General features: G+C 51.5%; 19 protein-coding genes and 1 tRNA gene. 12 read left to right on the forward strand and 8 right to left on the reverse strand.

Annotated features, from left to right (window positions below; translation table 11 throughout):
• Window positions 1-121: 121 nt before the first annotated feature.
• The 6 genes from metG to A0G03_RS07150 all read left to right on the forward strand — a co-directional run bounded on the left by metG (window position 122) and on the right by A0G03_RS07150 (window position 9,640).
• On the forward strand, window positions 122-2,152 hold the full coding sequence (metG, locus tag A0G03_RS07125) for a methionine--tRNA ligase (protein WP_048259359.1): 2,031 nt from the start codon (window positions 122-124) through the stop codon (window positions 2,150-2,152).
• Window positions 2,153-2,433: 281 nt separating this feature from the next.
• On the forward strand, window positions 2,434-5,481 hold the full coding sequence (fdnG, locus tag A0G03_RS07130; RefSeq protein ID WP_072062008.1) for a formate dehydrogenase-N subunit alpha: 3,048 nt from the start codon (window positions 2,434-2,436) through the stop codon (window positions 5,479-5,481).
• A 12-nt stretch (window positions 5,482-5,493) separates the two neighbouring features.
• Window positions 5,494-6,402 (forward strand): formate dehydrogenase subunit beta, encoded by a 909-nt coding sequence (fdxH, locus tag A0G03_RS07135; RefSeq protein ID WP_014700652.1) that lies wholly within the window; start codon window positions 5,494-5,496, stop codon window positions 6,400-6,402.
• Window positions 6,395-7,030 carry a formate dehydrogenase-N subunit gamma gene (fdnI, locus tag A0G03_RS07140; RefSeq protein WP_014700653.1) on the forward strand — a complete coding sequence of 212 codons (636 nt, stop codon included), beginning with the start codon at window positions 6,395-6,397 and terminating at the stop codon, window positions 7,028-7,030. The genes fdxH and fdnI overlap by 8 nt, the downstream gene beginning before the upstream one ends.
• Before the next feature lie 268 nt (window positions 7,031-7,298).
• The gene (locus tag A0G03_RS07145; protein WP_048259358.1) at window positions 7,299-8,375 is read left to right on the forward strand and encodes a sugar ABC transporter substrate-binding protein; all 1,077 of its coding nucleotides are present in this window, start codon (window positions 7,299-7,301) and stop codon (window positions 8,373-8,375) included.
• A gap of 14 nt (window positions 8,376-8,389) precedes the next feature.
• Window positions 8,390-9,640, forward strand: coding sequence for an LVIVD repeat-containing protein (locus A0G03_RS07150; protein ID WP_048259357.1), 1,251 nt, complete (start codon window positions 8,390-8,392; stop codon window positions 9,638-9,640).
• A gap of 115 nt (window positions 9,641-9,755) precedes the next feature.
• Here the strand turns inward: A0G03_RS07150 and pgl are convergent, their stop codons facing one another.
• Window positions 9,756-10,754 (reverse strand): 6-phosphogluconolactonase, encoded by a 999-nt coding sequence (pgl, locus tag A0G03_RS07155; RefSeq protein ID WP_048259356.1) that lies wholly within the window; start codon window positions 10,752-10,754, stop codon window positions 9,756-9,758.
• 300 nt (window positions 10,755-11,054) lie between these two features.
• Window positions 11,055-11,142: transfer RNA gene (locus A0G03_RS07160), tRNA-Ser, on the reverse strand.
• Window positions 11,143-11,405: 263 nt separating this feature from the next.
• On the opposite strand from A0G03_RS07160, the gene A0G03_RS07165 reads away from it, so the two are divergent.
• Entirely contained in the window at window positions 11,406-12,227 is an 822-nt protein-coding gene (locus A0G03_RS07165) for a pyridoxal phosphatase (RefSeq protein WP_048259355.1), read from the forward strand.
• A gap of 81 nt (window positions 12,228-12,308) precedes the next feature.
• Here A0G03_RS07165 and glk read toward each other — a convergent pair whose 3' ends face one another.
• Window positions 12,309-13,274, reverse strand: a complete 966-nt coding sequence (gene glk / locus A0G03_RS07170; RefSeq protein ID WP_048259354.1) for a glucokinase — start codon at window positions 13,272-13,274, stop codon at window positions 12,309-12,311.
• Between the two features lie 187 nt (window positions 13,275-13,461).
• Here glk and A0G03_RS07175 point away from each other — a divergent pair, with 187 nt between their 5' ends.
• The 4 genes from A0G03_RS07175 (at window position 13,462) to A0G03_RS07190 (ending at window position 18,166) form a co-directional block, all read left to right on the forward strand.
• Window positions 13,462-14,706, forward strand: coding sequence for an MFS transporter (locus A0G03_RS07175; RefSeq protein ID WP_048259353.1), 1,245 nt, complete (start codon window positions 13,462-13,464; stop codon window positions 14,704-14,706).
• Between the two features lie 137 nt (window positions 14,707-14,843).
• On the forward strand, window positions 14,844-15,914 hold the full coding sequence (locus A0G03_RS07180) for a sugar phosphate isomerase/epimerase family protein (RefSeq protein WP_048259352.1): 1,071 nt from the start codon (window positions 14,844-14,846) through the stop codon (window positions 15,912-15,914).
• Complete coding sequence (locus tag A0G03_RS07185) at window positions 15,911-17,062, forward strand: Gfo/Idh/MocA family protein (RefSeq protein ID WP_048259351.1); 1,152 nt, start codon at window positions 15,911-15,913, stop codon at window positions 17,060-17,062. Before A0G03_RS07180 ends, A0G03_RS07185 begins: the two co-directional genes overlap by 4 nt.
• A gap of 123 nt (window positions 17,063-17,185) precedes the next feature.
• On the forward strand, window positions 17,186-18,166 hold the full coding sequence (locus A0G03_RS07190) for a LacI family DNA-binding transcriptional regulator (protein WP_048259350.1): 981 nt from the start codon (window positions 17,186-17,188) through the stop codon (window positions 18,164-18,166).
• 78 nt (window positions 18,167-18,244) lie between these two features.
• Here the strand turns inward: A0G03_RS07190 and A0G03_RS07195 are convergent, their stop codons facing one another.
• From A0G03_RS07195 to A0G03_RS07215, 5 genes are all read right to left on the reverse strand, one after another.
• Window positions 18,245-19,108 carry a sugar phosphate isomerase/epimerase family protein gene (locus A0G03_RS07195; protein WP_189315249.1) on the reverse strand — a complete coding sequence of 288 codons (864 nt, stop codon included), beginning with the start codon at window positions 19,106-19,108 and terminating at the stop codon, window positions 18,245-18,247.
• Between the two features lie 237 nt (window positions 19,109-19,345).
• Window positions 19,346-20,404: a molybdenum ABC transporter ATP-binding protein ModC gene (gene modC, locus A0G03_RS07200; protein WP_011092980.1), complete on the reverse strand. Its 1,059-nt coding sequence runs from the start codon at window positions 20,402-20,404 to the stop codon at window positions 19,346-19,348.
• The gene (gene modB / locus A0G03_RS07205) at window positions 20,404-21,093 is read right to left on the reverse strand and encodes a molybdate ABC transporter permease subunit (RefSeq protein ID WP_011092979.1); all 690 of its coding nucleotides are present in this window, start codon (window positions 21,091-21,093) and stop codon (window positions 20,404-20,406) included. The genes modC and modB overlap by 1 nt, the downstream gene beginning before the upstream one ends.
• Window positions 21,093-21,863, reverse strand: coding sequence for a molybdate ABC transporter substrate-binding protein (gene modA / locus A0G03_RS07210; RefSeq protein ID WP_039290825.1), 771 nt, complete (start codon window positions 21,861-21,863; stop codon window positions 21,093-21,095). Before modA ends, modB begins: the two co-directional genes overlap by 1 nt.
• Before the next feature lie 280 nt (window positions 21,864-22,143).
• The gene (locus A0G03_RS07215; protein ID WP_039275566.1) at window positions 22,144-22,299 is read right to left on the reverse strand and encodes an AcrZ family multidrug efflux pump-associated protein; all 156 of its coding nucleotides are present in this window, start codon (window positions 22,297-22,299) and stop codon (window positions 22,144-22,146) included.
• Between the two features lie 195 nt (window positions 22,300-22,494).
• Here A0G03_RS07215 and modE point away from each other — a divergent pair, with 195 nt between their 5' ends.
• Window positions 22,495-23,286, forward strand: coding sequence for a molybdenum-dependent transcriptional regulator (modE, locus tag A0G03_RS07220; RefSeq protein WP_048259349.1), 792 nt, complete (start codon window positions 22,495-22,497; stop codon window positions 23,284-23,286).
• Window positions 23,287-23,294: the final 8 nt, after the last annotated feature.

Consider the following 23,294-nt stretch of genomic DNA (forward strand, 5'->3'; position numbering starts at 1 on the left):
ACGCAAAATAGAATCTGCCAGGGTGTTTCCTGCCGTTTTTACTCACGCCAGCGGTTTACGCAGCAAGGCGCTATCGGTTAACATCGATCTCCCTCTATTCACAAAAGAAAGCAAGTTCCTCATGACTCAAGTCGCAAAGAAAATCTTGGTAACGTGCGCGCTGCCTTACGCTAATGGTTCGATTCACCTCGGTCATATGCTTGAACACGTTCAGGCCGATATCTGGGTTCGTTACCAGCGAATGCGCGGCAACCAGGTTCACTTTATCTGTGCGGACGACGCTCACGGCACGCCGATCATGCTGAAAGCACAGCAGATGGGGATTGCGCCAGAACAGATGATTGCAGCAATGAGTCAGGAGCATCAACAGGACTTTGCCGGCTTCAATATCAGTTATGACAACTACCACTCTACACATAGCGAAGAGAACCGTGAGCTGTCAGGCCTGATTTATGGTCGTTTGAAAGAGAACGGTTTTATTAAAAACCGCACGATTTCTCAGTTGTACGATCCAGAGAAAGGTATGTTCCTGCCGGATCGTTTCGTTAAAGGCACCTGCCCGAAATGTAAGGCTGCCGATCAATATGGCGATAACTGTGAAGTGTGTGGCGCAACCTACAGCACAACGGAGCTGATCGAACCGAAGTCCGCCGTGTCTGGTGCGACGCCGGAGATGCGTGAATCAGAACACTTCTTCTTCGATCTGCCCGCTTTCAGCGACATGCTGCAAGCCTGGACACGTTCTGGTGCATTGCAGGAGCAAGTCGCCAACAAGATGCAGGAGTGGTTCGATTCTGGTCTGCAACAGTGGGACATTACCCGCGATGCGCCATATTTCGGCTTTGAAATCCCTGATGCGCCGGGCAAGTATTTTTACGTCTGGCTAGATGCACCAATCGGCTACATGGGCTCGTTCAAGAACCTGTGTGACAAACGTGGCGATCTGAATTTCGATGATTTCTGGAAGAAAGACTCAGACACGGATTTGTATCACTTCATTGGTAAAGACATCGTTTATTTCCACAGCCTGTTCTGGCCAGCCATGTTGGAAGGCAGCGGTTTCCGTAAACCAACCAATCTGTTCGTGCATGGCTATGTTACGGTCAACGGCGCCAAGATGTCTAAATCACGCGGCACCTTCATTAAAGCAGGCACCTACCTGCAACATTTGGATGCCGACTGCCTGCGCTATTACTACGCAGCAAAACTGTCTTCTCGCATTGATGATATCGACCTCAATCTGGAAGATTTCGTCCAGCGCGTGAATGCGGACATCGTGAACAAGGTTGTGAATTTGGCATCGCGTAATGCGGGTTTCATCAGCAAACGCTTTAACGGCAAACTGGCAGACAAACTGGCCGATCCTGAGCTGTACAAGACCTTCACCGACGCTGGCGCCAGCATTGCGGAAGCCTACAGCAGCCGTGAATCCGGGCGTGCCATTCGTGAGATCATGGCACTGGCGGATATCGCCAACCGCTATGTTGACGAACAAGCTCCTTGGGTGGTGGCGAAAGCAGAAGGTCGGGATGCCGATCTGCAAGCTATTTGCTCAATGGGCATTAACCTGTTCCGCGTATTGATGACGTACCTGAAGCCAGTTCTGCCTGCGCTGACGCAACGTACAGAAGCCTTTTTGAACACGGAACTGAGCTGGGATGCTATCACTACCCCGCTGCTGAGCCATCAGGTTAATCCATTCAAAGCGCTGTTCAACCGCATCGATCTGGATAAAGTCAGCGCAATGGTTGACGCCTCTAAAGAAGACATGGTCACAGCGCAAAACGTCGTATCGGGTCCGTTGGCTGACAACCCAGTGCAAGACACCATTAACTTTGACGATTTTGCCAAAGTCGATATGCGTATTGCACTCATTAAGCAAGCCGAGCTTGTTGACGGCTCTGACAAGCTATTGCGTCTGACGTTGGATCTGGGCGGCGAAACTCGCCAGGTCTTCTCCGGCATTCGTGAGGCTTATCCCGATCCAGCGAAACTGGAAGGCCGTTTAACCGTGATGGTCGCCAATCTGGCTCCGCGTAAAATGCGCTTCGGCATATCAGAAGGTATGGTGATGGCGGCGGGTCCGGGCGGGAAAGATATCTTCCTGCTGAGTCCGGACAGCGGTGCTCAACCTGGTATGCAGGTCAAATAAAAACCACATCAAGCCGGATTCTTATCCGGCTTTTTTTTTGCAACAATTCCGCCACAAATATCCGCTTATTCCCCTCCGACCGATTCGTCGCTCCGCATAATTTGTAACCATGAAATAACAAAAACGCTATGTATTACAATATACAGCGAATAAAAAAAATACCTCTTTGTAGGTGTAATGGGGATTTAAATACTTAAATTTTGATTTTGCGCAAAGCCCACAACTTGTGTGTTGTTAAATTGCTCGCAACAAAAATGACACATAATTACACAGGGAAACTAATGCAACTGAATAGAAGAGGTTTCTTTAAAGTTTGCGCGGGGGGGATGGCTGGAACCACTCTCGCGGTATTAGGCTTTACACCCACGGAAGCAATGGCATCAGTACGTCAATACAAACTGTTACGAGCGAAAGAGACGCGTAACAACTGCACATACTGTTCGGTCGGTTGTGGTGTGCTCATGTATAGCTTGGGCGATGGCGCCAAGAATGCAAAACCCTCCATTTTTCATATCGAAGGTGATGCGGATCACCCAGTCAGCCGCGGCTCCCTTTGCCCGAAAGGTGCGGGCCTGGTCGACTACATCCACAGCGAAAACCGCCTGCTCTACCCTGAATACCGCGCGCCGGGCTCAGACAAATGGCAACGAATCAGCTGGGACGACGCGATTGAACGCATCGCGCGCCTGATGAAAGCTGACCGCGACGCCAACTTCCAACGCACCAACGCGAAAGGCGAAACCGTCAACCGCTGGCTGACAACTGGCATGCTGTGCTCTTCTGCTGCCAGCAATGAAACTGGTGTTCTCGACCAGAAATTTGCCCGCGCACTTGGCATGGTTGCAATCGACTGTCAGGCTCGCTTGTGTCACGGACCTACCGTCGCCGCGCTGGCACCGACATTCGGCCGTGGCGCGATGACCAACAACTGGGTTGATATCAAAAACGCCAACGTCATCATCGTGATGGGCGGTAACCCAGCAGAAGCGCACCCGGTTGGTTTCAAATGGGCCGTTGAAGCGAAAACGCACAATAATGCAAAATTGATTGTTGTCGATCCACGTTTTAACCGTTCCGCTGCCGTTGCCGATCTGTATGCGCCAATTCGCGCGGGTTCCGATGCTGCTTTCCTGCTAGGCATTGTTAACTACCTCATCACACATGAGAAAATTCATCGCGAATACGTGGTGTCCTACACCAGTGCCAGCCTGATCGTACGTGAAGATTTCAGCTTCGACGAAGGCTTGTTCAGCGGCTACGATGAGCAAACTCGCCAATATGATAAATCCAGTTGGCAGTATGAGTTGGATGAATCTGGTTTTGCCAAGCGTGATAACACGCTGTCTCACCCACGCTGCGTCTGGAACCTGCTGAAAAAGCACGTTTCCCGCTATACGCCGGAAATGGTGACCTCTCTGTGCGGTACGTCAGCCAAAGATTATGAAACCATTTGCCGCACGCTGGCCGAAACCTGTGTGCCAAATAAAACCGCGACCTTCATGTATGCACTGGGCTGGACGCACCACACTAACGGTGCGCAGATTATCCGCTCAGCAGCCATGATCCAGCTTCTGCTGGGCAATATCGGCATGGCAGGTGGCGGCATCAACGCCCTACGCGGTCACTCCAATATTCAGGGCTATACCGACCTCGGTCTGCTAACGACAAACCTGCCGGGCTATATGCCACTCCCGTCAGAAAAACAACCGGACCTGAAAACCTATCTCACGCAAATTACGCCAACAGCGCTGTTGCCCGATCAGGTTAACTATTGGAAAAATACGCCAAAATTCTTTATCAGTATGATGAAGAGCTTCTACGGCGATCACGCTCAGGCTGCGAATAACTGGGGTTATGACTGGTTACCGAAGTGGGATCGCAGCTACGACGTCATGGTGCAAACTGAGCTGATGGTAGAAGGCAAAATGAACGGCTACATCGTTCAGGGCTTTAACCCCGTTGCCGCATTCTCCAACAAGAACAAAGCGACCGAAGCACTCTCCAAACTCAAATATATGGTCATCATCGATCCGTTGGTCACTGAGACGTCCACGTTCTGGCAGAACTACGGCGAATTCAATGATGTGGATACGAAGTCCATTGAGACTGAAGTCTTCCGTCTACCTTCTTCCTGCTTTGCCGAAGAGAATGGCTCTATCGCCAACTCTGGTCGCTGGTTGCAATGGCACTGGGCGGCGGCCGAGCCACCAGGAGAAGCTCATCACGACGGTAAAATCCTCGGCAAGCTGCTGATGCGCCTGCGTGAACTGTATACCGAAGAAGGCGGGGCTTATTCCGATCCGTTGATGAATATCAACTGGAACTATAAAGACCCAGAAGATCCAACGCCGGAAGAGATCGCCCGCGAAGCCAACGGTATGGCGCTGGCCGACATCTACGACGACAGCGGCAAACTGATCCTGAAAAAAGGCCAACAGCTTGCTGATTTCTCACAGCTACGTGATGACGGTACGACGTCAAGCTTCTGCTGGATCTATGCCGGTAGCTGGACGGAAGCCGGTAACCAGATGGATAAGCGCGACAATGCTGATGCTGGCTTGGGCTGCACGCCAAACTGGTCATGGTGCTGGCCGCAAAACCGCCGCATTCTCTACAACCGCGCCTCCGCCGACCTGCAAGGTAAACCGTGGGACAGCAAGCGCAAATTGCTGGAATGGAACGGCCAGAGATGGCAAGGCATTGATGTGCCAGATTTCGCCGCCACCGTACCGCCGGGCAAAGACACCGGGCCGTTCATCATGCTGCCTGAAGGTCTGGCACGTCTGTTCTCTGTGGACAAACTAGTAGACGGGCCGTTCCCTGAGCACTACGAACCGATCGAATCACCTATCGGCACTAACCCATTGCATCCATCGGTGATTTCCAGCCCGGTAGCTCGTTTATTTGCACGTGATGCGAAAACAATGGGTACAGCGAAGGACTTCCCTTACGTGGCGACCACGTATTCGATTACCGAATTGTTCCGCCACTGGACAAAACATGCGCGTTTGAACGCGATTGTGCAGCCAGAACAGTTTGTTGAGATCGGTGAAAATCTGGCGAAAAGCAAAGGCATCAAAGCGGGCGATGAAGTCAAAGTCTCCAGCAAACGTGGCTACATCAAAGCCAAAGCGGTCGTTACCAAGCGTATCAAAACGCTGGAAATTGCCGGACACAGCGTGGAAACCATTGGTATTCCCTGCCACTGGGGCTTTGAAGGAACCACACGTAAAGGGTTCCTGGCTAATACACTCACCCCGAGCGTCGGCGACGCTAATTCACAAACGCCTGAATACAAAGCGTTTTTGGTTAATGTAGAGAAGGTGTAAGGGTAGCCAACTATGTCAATGCAATCACAAGATATTATTAAACGTTCGGCCACCAACGGTTTTACACCGCCTCCGCATGTGCGTAATGACAAAAGCGAAGTGGCAAAACTGATCGACGTCACCACCTGTATCGGCTGTAAAGGCTGTCAGGTGGCCTGTTCAGAGTGGAACGACATTCGTGACGAAGTCGGCCATAACCTCGGGGTTTATGATAACCCTGCGGATCTGAGCGCTAAATCCTGGACGCTGATGCGCTTTTCCGAAGTGGAAGAGAACGATCGTCTGGAATGGCTGATCCGTAAAGATGGCTGTATGCACTGTAGCGACCCAGGCTGTCTGAAAGCCTGTCCTTCTGCGGGTGCTGTCATCCAGTACGCCAACGGTATCGTCGATTTTCAGTCCGAAAACTGTATCGGCTGCGGCTATTGCATCGCTGGTTGCCCGTTCAATATTCCACGTCTGAATAAAGAAGATAACCGCGTCTACAAATGTACGCTGTGCGTCGACAGGGTTAGCGTTGGGCAAGAGCCTGCCTGTGTGAAAACCTGTCCGACCGGTGCCATTCGCTTCGGTACGAAAGAAGAGATGAAACATCTGGCAGAAGAGCGCATCGCCGATCTGAAAAGCCGTGGTTATGAACACGCCGGTCTCTACGATCCACAGGGCGTGGGCGGTACGCACGTAATGTATGTTTTGCATCACGCGGACAGACCATCGCTCTATCACAACCTGCCGGATGATCCGCAGATTTCGACACCAGTCAATTTGTGGAAAGGCATTCTGAAGCCGCTCTCTGCGCTAGGGTTTGTCGCCACCTTTGCGGGGTTAATGTTCCACTACATCGGTGTGGGTCCGAACACAGAGGAAATGGAGCATGAGCACGAGGGAGAAGACAAAGAAGGGGGAGACAAACATGAGTAAACCAAAAATGATTTTGCGCACCAAGTTTATCGATCGCATCTGTCACTGGATTGTGGTGATTAGCTTTTTCCTGGTCGCGCTCTCAGGGATTGCTCTGTTTTTCCCAACCCTGCAATGGCTGACGCAGACGTTTGGTACGCCGCAAATGGGGCGTATTCTGCACCCGTTCTTTGGCGTGCTGATCGTTATCTGTCTGATCCCGATGTTCTTCCGCTTTGTTAGCCATAACATTCCGAAGAAGCGCGATCTGCCGTGGTTCCTCAACATTATTGAAGTGTTGAAAGGTAATGAACATGAAGTGGCTCAGGTGGGTAAATACAACCCAGGCCAGAAGATGATGTTCTGGAGCATCATGGGGCTGACACTGGTCCTGCTGATTACCGGGGTTATCATGTGGCGTCCTTATTTTGCCCACCTGTTCCCGATTGATGTCGTGCGCTATGCCATTCTGATTCACGCGGCGGCGGCTATCGTGCTGATCCATGCCATCCTGATCCACATGTACATGGCATTCTGGGTTAAAGGCTCGATTAAGGGCATGATTGAAGGCAAGGTCTCCAAACGTTGGGCGAGTAAGCACCACCCGCGCTGGGCACGTGAAATGGAAGAGAAAGAGACGAAGAAATAATTCACTCTCTTTTCGTCTAATCGCTCCCCCTCAAATGCCCGCCTTGCGGGCATTTTTCTTTTCATCCGCAGTCAGCACTAATCGTTATAACTTAAATCCAAAAGTCATAATCCTCCCCTCTTTCTCGGCTATCACTCAACGGCTATGATGCAGTATTATTTTTAAATAGACATCCAGACATAAAGACAGCTATAAAGTAGTGACGCAAACTACATAACAATACTGTCATCGACACAACATCAATTTATAAAACGCCACGGAGCTGATAATGAAGAAATTTACGCCTGCCCTGCTTGCACTGAGCTTACTGACAGCATTACCGGCACTGGCTAATCAGAACGCCACCATTGCCCCTGTTCCGGCCGCTATCGCCAATCATAATGGTCCGGTTCGTATCGCCGTTATCCGCAATCTGGGATCGGACGACAACACCACGCAGTTTGTTTCCGGCGTGCTCGAAGAAGGCAAAAAGTTAGGCTTCAAGGTCAGCACGTTCCTGAGCAACGGCGATGACGCCCGTTTTCAGGATTTCGTGAATCAGGCCATTAGCCAGAAATATGATGGCATCATCCTGTCACAGGGACGCGATCCCTACTCTACCGATTTGATTAAGCGCATCGTCGACAGCGGTATTGCTGTTTCCGTATTTGATACCGCCGTGAACGGCGAGATTCCGGGCGTGACCGTCACCCAACAGGATGATGCCTCACTCACTAACGAATCATTCGGCCAACTGGTGAAGGACTTCAACGGCAAAGCCAATATCATCAAACTGTGGGTTGCAGGCTTCCCGCCAATGGAACGCCGCCAGCTCGCTTATCAACAGATCCTGAAAGCTAACCCCGGCATCAAGGAGCTGGAATCGATTGGTGCCGTGTCCTCTGACGTGCAGGGTGATACCGCCAACAAAGTCGGCGCGGTACTGGCGAAGTACCCGAAAGGCAAAATCGATGCGATCTGGGGATCGTGGGATGCCTTTAGCCAAGGCGCTTATAAGGCATTGAAAGAAAATGGCCGGACTGAAATCAAGCTATATAGCATCGACATCTCTAATCAGGATTTACAACTGATGCGCGAAGCGAGCAGCCCGTGGAAAGTCAGCGTGGCCGTCGATCCTAAGCTGATCGGTAAAGTGAACCTGCGTCTGGTTGCCAACAAGATTGCCGGCGAACCGACGCCAGCAACCTACGAGTTCCGTGCTGCCGCAATTCCACAAGCACTGTTAGCCAGCCAGCCGGGCGCGGTTAACGTCGCCGGATTGGCGAAAATCATCCCAGACTGGGGCCATACGGATGATTTTATCGCACCGTGGTTTGCTACACTGGAAGCCAAACAGGCGAAATAATACGGAGATAACTCATGGCATCGACTCCTCTGCCAACACCCGATTACAGCCGCAATATGCGGCTGATTGGACACAGCGATCAGGGCGGCAGACCCGATGGCGTGCAGGTGATGGTTCATCGCGGCTACGCTTACATCGGGCACATGGTTTCACAAGGCGTGTCGATTGTGGATGTGCGCGATGCCAAGAATCCCAAGCCAGCGGGGTTTATTTCGGCCCCGCCCGGCACTTGGAACATCCATCTACAAACGCATGATGACCTCCTGCTCGTCGTCAATGCGCGCGATTTGTTTGCCGATGCCAGCTTCGCCGAGGAAAAGGTCTATTACACCCGCTCCGTCGCCGATACCGTCAGTACCAAACAGCAAGGCAAAAGCTGGAGTGCCGGATTACGGATTTTCGATATTTCAACGCCGGATAAACCGCGCGAAATCAGCTTCCTGCAGTTAGACGGTATCGGTATTCATCGCATCTGGTACGTGGGCGGGCGTTGGGCCTATGTCTCTGCTTTGCTCGACGGCTATAGCGACTATATCTTTCTGACTATCGATCTGGCCGATCCGCAGCGCCCTGAAGTTGCAGGGCGTTATTGGTTACCCGGCATGCATATCGCTGGCGGAGAAACCGCAAGCTGGCCGGAAGGTAAGCGTTACGCACTTCACCATGCCATCATCAGCGGCGACACCGCCTACGGAAGCTGGCGCGATGGCGGCTTGACGCTGCTGGACGTGAGCGATCGCACCAATCCACAGCTCATCAGCCACCGTAACTGGAGCCCACCATTTGGCGGTGGCACACACACGGCGCTACCGCTACCGGATCGCGATCTGTTGATCGTATTGGATGAAGCGGTATTGGATAATCAGGAAGATGGCGAGAAATTGATTTGGGTGTTCGACATTCGTGAACCGAGTAATCCGGTCAGCATCGCTACCTTTCCACAGCCGAAAGAGACGGATTATGTGAAGAAAGGTGCGCACTTTGGCCCACATAACCTGCATGAAAATCGACCCGGCAGCTTCATCAGTTCATCCCTGATTTTCGCCACGTATCAAAATGCGGGAGTACGGGCTTATGACATCAGTAATCCGTATCAGCCGAAAGAAACTGGTGCACTGGTACCTGCTGCGCCAGCCACAATGGTCGATAAACGCCCCGGCAGGCCGCAGATTATTCAGTCTTGCGATGTGTTTGTTGATGCCGATGGCATTATCTACAGCACGGATTACAACGCAGGTTTGTCGATTATCGAATACCGAGGCTAATTGTCGCCCCTCTGCATAATCAACACTTCACAGCATCAACACTTCACAACATTAGCGACAAAAAAAGCCCTGCGGATAAACGCAGGGCTTAATCTTAATGTTGTGCTTCGCGTAGTTAGCCCAACGCCAGCACCGACACCCACATTGGCCCTTGGCCGACGGCGTAACGCGCCAACGGTTGCAGATCGCCCGTGTGCTGATCGATGTGATAGACCTCAATATGCTGGGACTTCTGCCCTGCTGAAATCAGGAACTCACCGGTGTGATCGATATTGAAACCGCGCGGCTGCGTTTCGGTCGGCTGATGTCCGGTCAGCGTTAACGTGCTGCCGTCTTCAGATACCTGGAAAACGCTCAACAAGCTGGCAGTTCGATCGCTGATGTACAGGAAACTGCCATTCGGCGTGATGTGAATATCTGCCGCCCAGCGCGTATCACTGAAGCCAGCAGGCATAGCATCCAATGTCTGCACTTTCTGCACGTCGCCGCTGGCTGCATCTAATTGATACACATCGACTGAACTGTCCAGTTCATTCACGCAATAGGCAAAGCGCTGATTCGGGTGGAAAGCCATATGGCGCGGACCGGCACCCGATACCGTCGTCATTTCGGCCTGCTGATGTGCACTCAATTCGCCCGCCGTACCCAGATCGTACAAGCGGATACGGTCTTCTTTCAGGCAAGGTGCCCACACAACGGTATTGGTTGGATCGATATTAGTAGAGTGGCACCCTTCCAATCCGTCTAGTTGCTGAATGGGCTCGCCAACAATGCCATCAGCATCAATCGGGCTAACGCTGACGCAAGCGCCACTGTAAGACGCGCTGAACAGGAAACGTCCATCATTATCGGTAGACAGGTGTGTCGGGCTACCCGGCAAAGAGGCAACGCCCGCTTCCGTCAATTTACCCAGTTCATCAATACGATAGCTTAGAACCCTGAAGTCAGGACGAACACCGACATACAGGTGGCGCTTATTTGGCGCGATCGTCATCGGCTGAACCTGCCCTGGGACTTCAACGGTTTGCAATAATGTCAGATTTCCCTGAGCACCGAGCTGCCAAACATGAATCTGCTGGCTTTCCGGGCTGGCGACATAAACCACTTGCTGCATCGTATTCTCCTTATTTCACGCGAATGTGGCGGCACAGGAAAGCTCAGAAGAGGTTCATTGAAAGGATAACGAACTGGCTTGCCCTGACGCACGTAGACCATAAATGACCAATCACTCTATTCTACAGAGACATCGCAAGGCTACTATTGATTTAAGCAATGGCTGATTTAAGTAATGATTGATTTAGCTAACGGGCGCAGATGATGGAGCAATGATGAATGGGTGATGAAAAGTGATGGCACAGAATATTAAGGGAAGATAAAAGGACAACAAGAAGGAATACAGAAAATACATTGAAAGTGGCGGAGGAGTAGAGATTCGAACTCTAGAACACTTTCGCGTCGCCGGTTTTCAAGACCGGTGCCTTCAACCACTCGGCCACTCCTCCGCAATGACGCGCACTATAAACAGTACGCCGCGTATTGTAAAGCTACGTTGTGATTGATTGATTAAAAAATAGATGATAAACCGTTGAAAGCATAGAAAATAGACAATAACATCCTCTAGAAGCCCATTTCATCCCACAACACCGAATACTTCGTCACCAAGCCAACCTTAAACACTTTTATCTCGCTGTTGTCTGTCTATTTTTCGCCGTGTCCTTTATCGTAAGGGTAATTTGATACCCACATTTTTATTTGCGAGACAACTATGACCTACCGAGTAATTGCACTTGATCTTGATGGTACGCTACTGAATCAACAGAAAAAAATCCTCCCTGAATCTCTTAGCGCCCTCGCGCTGGCTCGTCAGCAAGGCATAAAAGTGATGATCGTCACGGGGCGTCACCACTCAGCAATCCACCCTTTTTATCAGGGATTGCAGTTGGATACGCCCGCAATCTGCTGCAACGGCACCTATGTCTATGATTACCAGCAGGGTCAAGCGTCACACACCAATCCGCTCACTGTCGATCAGGCAAAAAATGTCATCACGCTGCTGGAAGAGTTTGATATTCATGGGTTGATGTATGCCGATGACGACATGTATTACCAGTATCCTACCGGACACGTGGTTCGCACGCTGGCATGGGCTTCTAGCCTGCCGGAACAGCAGCGCCCACGTTTCGCGCAGGTGGAAAATCTGGTGCGTCAGACAGAGGCATCTCACGACATCTGGAAATTCGCGACCACACACGCCGATGTCCCCACGCTGAACAATTTCGCCGCAGAAGTGGAAAAGCAGCTCGGATTGGCTTGCGAATGGTCATGGCAGGATCAGGTTGATATCGCCCAAACTGGCAACAGCAAAGGTAAACTGCTTCAGCAATGGCTTGGTGAGCAGGGTATCAGCATGAAAGACGTCGTAGCATTTGGCGATAACTTCAATGATATCAGCATGCTAGAAGGCGTAGGGCTGGGTATTGCAATGGGCAACAGCGCCGACGAGATCAAAGCGCGTGCCGATCTGGTGATTGGCAGCAATGAAGAACCTAGCATCGCAGATCTTATCCGCACCCGCATTCTGGCATAACCCGCGATTACGCAATCAGGCAACGTGTGATAGTAGGCGGTCACGTCGCTTTTCCTGATTGCGTTCGACTATTGAACAGACTTACAGCGCGCGGCCCAGCACCTGTCGCAGGTAAGCCCCCGCCCCCATTAATCCTGGCTGTTCATGGGTAATCAGGTACACGGGGATATCCTGCATATAGCCTTTAAACCGCCCTTTATCTTCAAAAGCCGCGCGAAAGCCAGAGGCTTTAAAAAATTCCAGAAAGCGCGGTACGATGCCGCCAGCAATATAAACGCCGCCAAACGTGCCTAAATTCAACGCCAGATTGCCACCGAAGCGTCCCATGATGACGCAGAATAGCGACAGCGCGCGACGACAATCCACGTCCGTATTGTTGACGGCACGTTCGGTAATATCTTTCGGTTCCAACGCTTCCGGTGTGCGATCGTCAGACAGCACGATGGCACGATAAATGTTCATCAGCCCCTGCCCAGACAGCAAACGCTCAGCAGAAACATGCCCTAAAGATTGACGCAAAATAGCCAGAATGTTGTCTTCTTCATCGCTATTGGGCGCAAAATCCACATGTCCCCCTTCACCCGGTAGGCTGATCCATTGGTTGGCAACATGAACCAAATGAGCGACACCCAACCCAGTGCCTGCGCCATACACAGCAACGGGCTTACCCGGCACGGGTTCCCCGCCACCGAACTGAAGCAAACTGTCACTCCCCATCACCGGAACCGCCATGGAAACAGCAGTAAAATCGTTGATAACCTCAAAATGGCGTAAACCCAGACTCGCTTTCATTTCAGCGATGGAAAATGCCCAGGTGTGGTTCGTCATCGCCACCCAGTCACCAGTAATCGGGCAGGCAATCGCGATACAGGCATCTTGCACCGTGACCTGCCGCGAATCGAGGTAATCACGAATCGCCCCTTCCAGAGAAGGGAAATCCAGCCCGGAATACGTCTCGATTTGCGACAATTCGCCCGTCATGGCGTCACACAGCACCAAACGCGTATTGGTGCCGCCGACATCGCCCACTAAAACAAAGTGCGTCATTTTTCTTTTCCCCTCAAGCAAAGCAGATACCCGATCATTGCGCGAAAACAGCCCGATACGCTATGGCTATATAACTTTCTAGTGATAAGGATCTCATTTATGGCTAGAAGCTGCGGTTAAGTTAAAAGTAATCGATTACATTCTGAAAACACAAATTGTAATCGATTACTTTTAAGAGGGATACCGTATGGTTTCTTCATCTGAAAACACCACTACCAAATCGTTACAGCCGGCCTTCGTGGTTCCCAGACTGTCGCTCATGATGTTCTTAGAGTTCTTCATCTGGGGTTCATGGTCAGTCACCCTTGGCCTGGTTATGACACAGTATAATTTGGCTGCCATGATTGGCGACGCCTTCTCTGCTGGACCGATCGCCTCGATCCTTTCTCCATTTGTACTGGGCATGGTGGTTGACCGCTTCTTCCCCTCACAGAAAGTCATGGCACTGCTGCACCTCATCGGCGCAGTCATCCTGTGGTTTGTGCCTACCGCGTTGATCAATGAAGACGGCTCACAGCTATTGATCCTGCTGTTCGCCTACACGCTGTGTTTTATGCCAACGCTAGCATTAACCAACAACATCGCGTTCCATAACCTGACTAACAGTGAGAAAAGTTTCCCTGTTGTGCGAGTCTTCGGCACCATCGGTTGGATCGTCGCCGGAGTCTGCATCGGGACAGCAGGCATCTCAGCAAGTGTCAATATTTTCTACGTCGCTGCCGCGTGCTCTGCCATTCTGGCAGCCTATAGTCTGACGCTACCGCATACCCCAGCCCCGGCAAAAGGCTTACCGCTGGCGTTGCGCGATCTGTTCTGTGCCGATGCGTTCGCGCTGCTGAAGAAAGGCCATTTTCTGGTATTTGCCATCTGCGCCATGCTGATCTCCATCCCTCTAGGCACCTATTATGCTTACACCGCGTCCTTCCTGAGCAATACGGGCATCAGCGACGTCAGCACCGCCATGTCATTTGGTCAGATGTCCGAAATCGTCTTTATGCTGATCATCCCGCTGCTGTTTAGAAAGCTGGGTGTGAAATACATGCTGTTCATCGGCATGGTGGCGTGGTTCGTGCGCTATGCCCTCTTCGCCATGGGCGTGAATGAAGAAACGCGCTGGCTGCTCTATATCGGCATTCTGCTGCACGGCGTCTGCTATGACTTCTTCTTCGTCATTGGCTTTATCTACACAGACCGTATCGCCGGAGAAAAAATCAAAGGTCAGGCACAGAGTCTGGTGGTTCTGTTCACCTATGGGATCGGCATGCTACTGGGATCGCAGGTTTCCGGTGCGATTTACAACCGCCTCTTCGACAACGGTACGCTAAACGCTCCCGAAATCTGGGCAACGTTCTGGTGGATTCCTGCGGTTGCCGCAGCAATCATCGCCATTATTTTCCTCTTCTCCTTCAAATATAAAGAAGAGCGCGCCTAACCGTCTGATACGGATTACTTAAGGAGAAAACGGGATGAGGCCGCCTATGGCACCTCATCCTTACGCATTCTCCACTACTGCTATCGCAATCGTGCAACGGTATTCATGACCACAACCCGTTGCCAAAGGAGGTAATAATGAAAACGTTAAAAGGACCGGGTATTTTTCTCGCCCAGTATATTGGCGATCAGGCTCCCTTTAACTCGCTGGAAAATCTGGCGCAATGGGCAGCCGGATTAGGCTTTAAAGCGCTGCAAATTCCCTGCAATCATCCACATATATTCAATCTCGCCACCGCCGCCGACAGCCAAACGTATTGTGATGAAGTGAAAGGTCTATTGGCACAGCACGGGCTGACTATCAGCGAACTGTCGACCCATTTGGAAGGACAGCTTGTCGCCGTCCACCCTGCGTATGACGCTGCCTTTGACGATTTCGCCCCACCAGCCTACCGCCGCAATCCGCAGGCTCGCCAGCAGTGGGCCATCTCAGCGATAAAGCAGGCAGCAAAAGCCTCTTCACGCTTAGGGCTCAACGCCCACGCCACATTCTCTGGCGCGCTGGCCTGGCCCTATTTTTACCCGTGGCCACCGCGTAAAGAAGCCCTGATTCAAGAGGCCTTTAAAGAACTCGGCCGACTGTGGACGCCAATCCTCGACTGTTTTGACGAACACGACGTGGATGTGTGTTACGAGCTGCATCCTGGCGAAGATTTGCACGACGGCGTGACCTTTGAACGCTTCCTTGATGTCGTCAATCATCACCCACGCGCCAATATTCTTTACGATCCGAGCCATATGCATTTGCAGCAGATGGACTACCTGGGCTTTATCGATCGCTACCATGCGCGAATCAAAGCGTTCCATGTGAAAGATGCAGAATTTACCCCATCGAGCAAAAGCGGCGTCTACGGCGGCTATCAGTCATGGGCTGAACGCGCCGGGCGCTTCCGTTCACCGGGAGATGGGCAGATCGATTTTGGCGCTATCTTCAGCAAACTTGCCCAATACGATTACGACGGCTGGGCGGTGCTTGAGTGGGAATGCTGCCTGAAAGACAGCAATTGCGGGGCGAAAGAAGGTGCAGCATTCATCAATCGCCACATTATCCCTGTCGCTCAGCGCGCCTTTGACGATTTTGCCGCCACCAGCGACGATCGTCCGTTAGTAAGAAAAATGTTGGGATTAAAAGAGGAGGACGCAGAATGATCCGCGTTGGCATTATTGGTTCCGGTTTTATTGGCCCAGCACATATAGAGGCGATTCGTCGCCTCGGCTTTGTTGAAGTAGTCGCATTGGCAGAAAACTCGCTGGATATCGCTCAACAGAAAGCCCGTCAGCTCAACATTCCTCATGCCTACGGCAGCGTCGCTGATTTGTTAAATCATCCAGGCATCGACGCGATCCACAACTGCACGCCAAACCATCTCCATGCGGCGATCAATAAGCAGATTATTCAGGCCGGTAAACACGTTTTTTCGGAAAAGCCGCTGTGTATGACCAGCGAAGAAGCGCGTGAACTGGTCGCACTGGCAGAAGAAAAAGGGGTTGTCCACGGCGTCAGCTTTGTCTATCGCCAATTTAGCATGGTGCAGCAGGCAGCCAGCATGATTAAGCATCAGGAAATAGGCCGACTCTTTGCGGTACACGGCGGCTATCTGCAAGACTGGATGCTGCACGACACCGACTATAACTGGCGCGTTGAACCGGAATACGGCGGTATTTCTCGTGCAGTGGCTGATATCGGCTCGCACTGGTGCGATACGGTGCAATTTATTTCTGGTCGGAAAATTGTCGAAGTGTTCGCAGATTTCGCTATCGTCCATCCGATACGCAAATCCAATCGGAATGGCGCAGCCACGTTCTCCTCATCCGATACGCTGCCCGAGTACGACGACAAACCAGTTAAAACCGAAGATTACGCGACCGTTTTACTGCGCTTTGATGATGGTAGCCGCGGATCGTTTACCGTTTCTCAGGTCAGCGCGGGCCGGAAAAACCGCCTAACGTTCGAAGTGAATGGTAGCGAACGATCGCTGGCCTGGGATCAGGAAACACCGCAGCAGCTATGGATCGGCCATCGCGATAAACCCAATCAGCTGTTGTCGGATGATCCATCGTTGCTGAACCCGGAAGCCGCCGCCGCAGTCCACTTCCCCGGCGGTCATATCGAAGGCTGGCCGGATGCGTTCAAAAATATGATGGTGAATTTTTACACCTATCTACGCGACGGCAAACAGCCAGGCGTCGATCCGTTCACTTTTGCCACCTTCTACGACGGTGCAAACATCATGTTCATCATTGACGCCATCGTACAAAGCCATCAGCAGCAAACGTGGGTGAAGGTCGCCAGCTAAGGTATCAGGCGATTCATTCTCTTATGTTATACATCCCGCAGGTGCGACGCCTGCGGGATGCAGCCAGATATATTTATGGTAATCTGCTCAGCCAAGCATAGTAGCGTGAGTGCCTTCTGAATTATGTCGATTCAAAAAATAGCACGGATAGCGGGTGTCTCGGTCGCAACGGTTTCACGGGTGTTGAACAACATTGATACCGTGAAGCCGCAAAACCGGGAACGTGTTCTCAATGCGATAAAAAACAGTAATTATCAGCCAAATTTACTGGCCCGACAGCTACGTACCGCACGCAGCCACATGTTATTGGTTATGGTTTCCAACATTGCGAACCCCTTCTGTGCTGATGTGGTAAAAGGCATCGAGGCAGAAGCAGAAGAAAACGGCTACCGTATTCTTCTGTGCAATTCAGGTGCCGATATTGTTCGCGCCCACTCCAGCCTGCAACTGCTGTCCGGTAAAATGGTCGACGGCGTGATCACCATGGACGCTATTTCAACGCTTTCTGCACTTCAGGACATGATTGGCACCGCGCCTTGGGTGCAGTGTGCCGAGCATGACGACACGTCTGCCATTTCATCCGTCGGTATTGATAACGCAGAAGCATCCCGTTTCGTGATTAATCACTTTATTGGCAAAGGCCGCCGCCGTATCGCAATGATTAACCACGATATGAATTATCTCTACGCCCAGCAGCGAGAGAAAGGCTATCGTGACGTTATCGCGGAAAATGCGTTTGATTATGGCAAGGTAGAATACGCCAGCGCCTTGAGCTATCAGGGTGGAAAAGCGGCAATGAATGAGCTACTTAACGCCCCAGAGCGCCCGGACGCCGTCTTCGTGGTGTCCGACACGTTGGCAGCCGGTGCACTATCTGCAATCTGTGAGGCGGGGCTGAGTGCGCCGCAGGATATTGCCGTGATCGGTTTTGACGGTTCAGAACTGGGCTTCATCACTTCACCGCAGCTCAGCACAATTCAACAACCGTCTGCGCATATCGGCAGAGAAGCCGTGAAATTGTTGTTACAACAGATTGACCAACCTGCCAGCGAAACAGAAAAGCGTTTACTGGAATGGACGTTTGTCGAACGGGCATCCAGCTAACTCACGCAGAATACACCGTTCATAATCCCACGTCTGACAACCTGCGGCTCGTTGACCGCAGGTTGGTATCGCTATTTCTTACTTACTTTTTATCTTACTCAGTTTTTCATATAACGACTGGTAAGCAGCGGAAATAATAGCCTGCGGATCTTTCGGCAAATCATGCTCAGCAACAAACCATTGGGTGCCCGCTTTGGCCGCCGCAGGGAGAATCTCTTCCCACGCCAAAATGCCCTCGCCCGGTGGCGCAAAGTTCATTTCATCATCGCGGATACCGATAGAGGTATTGTCTTTCGCATGAATCGAGTAAATGCGGCCTTTGTACTGGCGCAGAAGGCGCGCTGGATCCTGCCCACCTCGGGATACCCAGGCAACATCCATTTCCAGCATCAGATTCTCTGGCTCTGCGCCATCTAACAGGATTTCCAGCGCCGTTTTACCGCGATACTTCTTCATCTCAAAATTGTGGTTGTGATAAGCCAGTTGCATGCCCTGCTTCTTCAGTTCACGCCCAAGATCGTTCATTTCCGCACCAAAGCGCTGCCACCCTTCTGCGCTATTGGGTCGGTCTTCAACATTGAGCCACGGCACAATAATCATGCGGTTGCCGATGGCTTTGTTAAAGGCCACAACCTCAGCCATATTACCTTTCAGTTCGCCAAACTGGACATGCGCAGCAATGGCTTTCAACTGATATTTCCCCAGCAACCCCTTCATTTCTGGCGCACTGATACCGTGCGTCCCCACAAGCTCAACGGCCTTAAATCCAGCGTTGTGCGCCATAGAGAATTGCTCATCAAGCGTACTCACGCTACGCAGCGTATACATCTGCAACGCTATTTTCTGATTTTCTGCTGGACGCTCAGCAAGCGCCAGACCAGATGAAACCATCAACAACAGCGGTATCGCGAACGCACGGCGTAACAATGTCATACAAGGCATATCCTTCTCCTATTTTTATCCCGTAGCACAGGTGAAAACAAAAAGTAATCGATTACTTTTTATGATGAAAAAATAATGAAGCCGGGATAACTTATCTGACTACCTTGTTCACACGGTAGAAAAAACGAATTGAAAATCACTCTCAATCCTCAATTTGTTATCTTAGTCACAGAATATCGGCTGTTCCACACAATAGACCGAGCGATGCAGGACACTGCCTTAGCGCTCAGCCTGTGTTTACGCCGTAATCGACACACTCTTAATCTGCGCATAGAGCATTTGCCCCGGATGAAGCGCGAGATCGTCCCGTGCCCACGGTGTAATACGGGACCACAGCGTCTGCTGGCCGACGGCCAGCTTCACTTCAACCTGTCCGTCGACATCAATGCATTCCTCCACGCTGGCACGCAGCACATTACGGATACTGCTTTTTTCCGGCGGCTGTAGCACCAGAGAGACATCGGCGGCATTCACGCGAATGCGCAATACGGCATCCTGCGCCAGCTCGACTTTTCCGACCCATACCTGCTGGTCATCTAATGCCAATGCCGTCATTGCGTAATGCTCATGCTGTGCTAACACGCGCACACTCAGAATGCTGCTCTGCTCATCTTTCGGTAACCAAGGGCGTAACGCGCTACTGGCCCACACCTCTTCCAGCAGCCCCTGCGCTTTCACCTTGCCTTTATCAAGCACCACAACATGATCGGCTAACCGGACAATTTCTTCCAGACTATGGCTGACATACAGAATGGGAATATTGACCTCTTTCGCCAACCGTTCCAAATAGGGCAACAGCTCACGCTTTCTGGGCAGATCCAGCGATGCCAGCGGCTCATCCATGAGCAGCAATTCTGGCGCAGTCAGCAACGCCCGACCAATCGCAACGCGCTGTTTTTCTCCGCCAGATAGCGTCAGCGGGTAGCGATTAAGTAAATGCTCAATACCCAGTAAATTGACGATGTCATCGAACTGCGATGCCATTTTTTCAGCCATGCCGTAGCGCAAATTACCGCGTACACGATAATGCGGAAACAGGCGAGCATCCTGAAACACATAACCGATGTGTCGTTTTTCTGGCGGCAGGAAAACACGCTGCTGCGTATCCACCAGCACATGGTCATTGAGCACAATCCGGCCGCCATCAGGTCGGGTCAGGCCAACAACAGCGTTGATCAGTGAGGTTTTTCCTGCCCCAGACACACCGAAAATAGCGGTAATACCGTTGGCGGGCAGTTCAGACTGAACGTGGAGTTCAAGGCTACCCAGCTGTTGATGAAAATCGAGTTGCAGCATTATCCCCCCAACCGCTTGCGGCTCCAGTTTGTTAGCCACTCCGATGCCATCAGCGCAGCCAGCGACAAGACGATGGCAATGATGCACAGCCTTGCTGCATCAGCTTCTGCTCCGGGTGTTTCAATCAGGGTATACATCGCCAGTGGAATGGTTCGGGTTTCGCCGGGAATATTGGAGACAAACGTAATGGTCGCGCCAAACTCGCCAAGCGAACGGGCAAACGCCAATACGGTTCCAACCACGATCCCAGGAAAAGAGAGCGGTAATGTGATGGTGAAAAACACGCGCCAAGGCGAGGCACCCAATGTCCGAGCGGCTTGTTCCAGATGCGTATCGACGGCATCAAGCGACAGCCGGATCGCCCGAACCATCAACGGAAACGCGACAATCGCCGACGCTAACGCAGCACCGCGCCAGCTAAAACTAAAGCTGAAGCCGAACCAGTCATAAAGCCAGGAACCGATTACGCCGCGTCTTCCCATCGCCACCAGCAACAAATAACCAATGACCACGGGTGGCAACACCAATGGTAAATGGATAATGCTATCCAGCAGTGATTTGCCGGGAAACCGACAGCGCACCAAAACCCACGCCATCAGTATCCCAAACGGCAAGCTGCACGCCACAGCCACAACGGAAACTTTGAGGCTCAGCTCAACCGCCTGCCATTCGTAATCGCTCAGCATCATTAACGCGGCGCGAAGCCGTAACGTTTAAACACTGCGGCCGCTTCAGGTGTTTTCAGATAGTCATAAAAGCCGGTAACCGCAGCGTTTTTATGCTCTTTCACTATCGCCATCGGATATTCGACAGGCTTGTGGCTCGCCGCTGGGAACGTACCGATGACCTTAACTTTATCGCTAGCAACCGCATCAGAACCATAAACAATACCCAGCGGGGCTTCTTCACGTTCCACCAGCGCCATGGCTGCGCGCACGTTGTTGGCTCGCGCCATCAGCGGGGAAAGTTCATCCCAGGCTTTCAGATTCTGTAACGCTTCCTTGGCATAGATCCCGGCAGGCACATGATCTGGGTCGCCAACGGCCAGACGTCCGTCTTTCAGCAGGCTTTTCCAGTCCGTTTTATCGTCAATGTTAATCTCTTTCTGCGCACTCGCCTTCGGCGCAATAACTACCAGCTCATTGCCCAGCAACGTATGACGCGTAGCGATATCCATCAGGTTTTTATCTTGCGCATAGTCCATCCACTGTTGGTCAGCGGAGATGAACAGATCGGCAGGTGCACCTTGCTCAATCTGGCGAGCCAGCGTTGAAGATGAGGCATAAGACGCCACGACAGCGACGTTTTTCTCTTTCTGATATTGCGTAGCGATCTCCTGCAACGCATTCGTCAATGATGCCGCGGCGAACACCGTGACTTTATCTTCTGCCACCGCGGGCAACGCCATTCCTGCACTGAGTGTCAATGCGGCGAACCATTTTAACCATTGCTGCTTCATTCTTGTCTCCTGACAATTATCGTTGTGTAAATAATAATATAACGAATTATGAAGCAGTGTCATGTGCTTTAAAGAGGTAGATACACCCGTCATACTTCAAGTTGCATGTGCGTTGGCTGCGTTCAGTCACCCGAATCACTTACTTGAGTAAGCTCATCGGGATTCCTTCTCTTGCCGCCTGCCTGAAACTCGAATTATCTAGGGGTATATTAGGAGGTTAGGAGGTAGAAAAGAAATGTCCGGCAAGAAGCCGGACATCAAAATAGAAAAGGATCGTGAATCAGTGCTGATTCTTTGCGCGCTGGCCGTCAGAATGGCCGATGCGTGACAACACGTTAAATACTTCGCCCAGGCAATAAATCGCACCCATGATAATCACCATCATCACAGGAACCATGGCAACTGCAAACAGCAGGCTCTTCAACAACTCCAACATGCTTACCTCACTTATTGCAACGGTAACGCTACTTTAGCCCTTTTGGTACGCTATTTCACCGTAAACCGAAATCGTCGTAATTGTGATCTAGTCTACCGCAGTAAGAGAAAATAGTGCGTCTATTTGTGCGATTTGCCCCTGATGAAGAAAATAGCGACAATACAGAGAATTAAACTCACCGACGGTGCTCCCACTATGCAGGCTGAAATTCTTCTCACCCTGAAACTCCAACAGCGTTTATTCGCCGACCCGCGGCGTATTGAATTGCTCAAGCAAATTCGTCATACCGGTTCAATCAGTCAGGGAGCCAAACTGGCGGGAATTAGCTACAAAAGCGCATGGGATGCCATCAATGAGATGAACCAACTGGCCGAGCAAACTATCGTCGAGCGCATGACGGGCGGCAAAGGCGGCGGCGGCGCACAACTCACCCGCTATGGCGAACGCCTTCTTCAGCTGTACGATTTACTCGCACAAATTCAGCAAAAAGCCTTTGATGTCTTGCAGGAAGATGGACTGCCATTGGATAGCCTGCTGGCAGCCATCGCGCGTTTCTCGCTGCAAACCAGCGCACGTAATCAATTCTTTGGAACTGTGCTCGCACGCGGTGAAGAACAGGTGCAACAACATCTGGATATTTTACTCGCCGATGGTAAAACAACGATCAGCGCGCTTATTACGCAACAAAGCGCCGAGCGTCTGCAATTACAGAAAGGGAAAGAGGTGCTGGCGCTGATTAAAGCACCGTGGATCGATGTGTATGCCGCTACCTCCGCCGCGCCTGCAGTAGATAACGTCTTGCCAGGACAAATTCAGGCCATTCAGCACGGTGCGGAAAACAGCGAAATTCTGATTACGCTAACTGGGGGAGAAACGCTGTGTGCCATGGTGCCGAATACCTTGCTTGAGCAGCAAAAGCTGCAACAGGGAATGGATGTGAAGGCCTGTTTCCATGCCGACCGAGTCATCATCGCCACGCTTTGTTAATACCACTT

Origin of the sequence: Pectobacterium peruviense, assembly GCF_002847345.1 — a bacterium.
In the GTDB taxonomy this organism is placed as follows: Bacteria; Pseudomonadota; Gammaproteobacteria; order Enterobacterales; family Enterobacteriaceae; genus Pectobacterium; species Pectobacterium peruviense.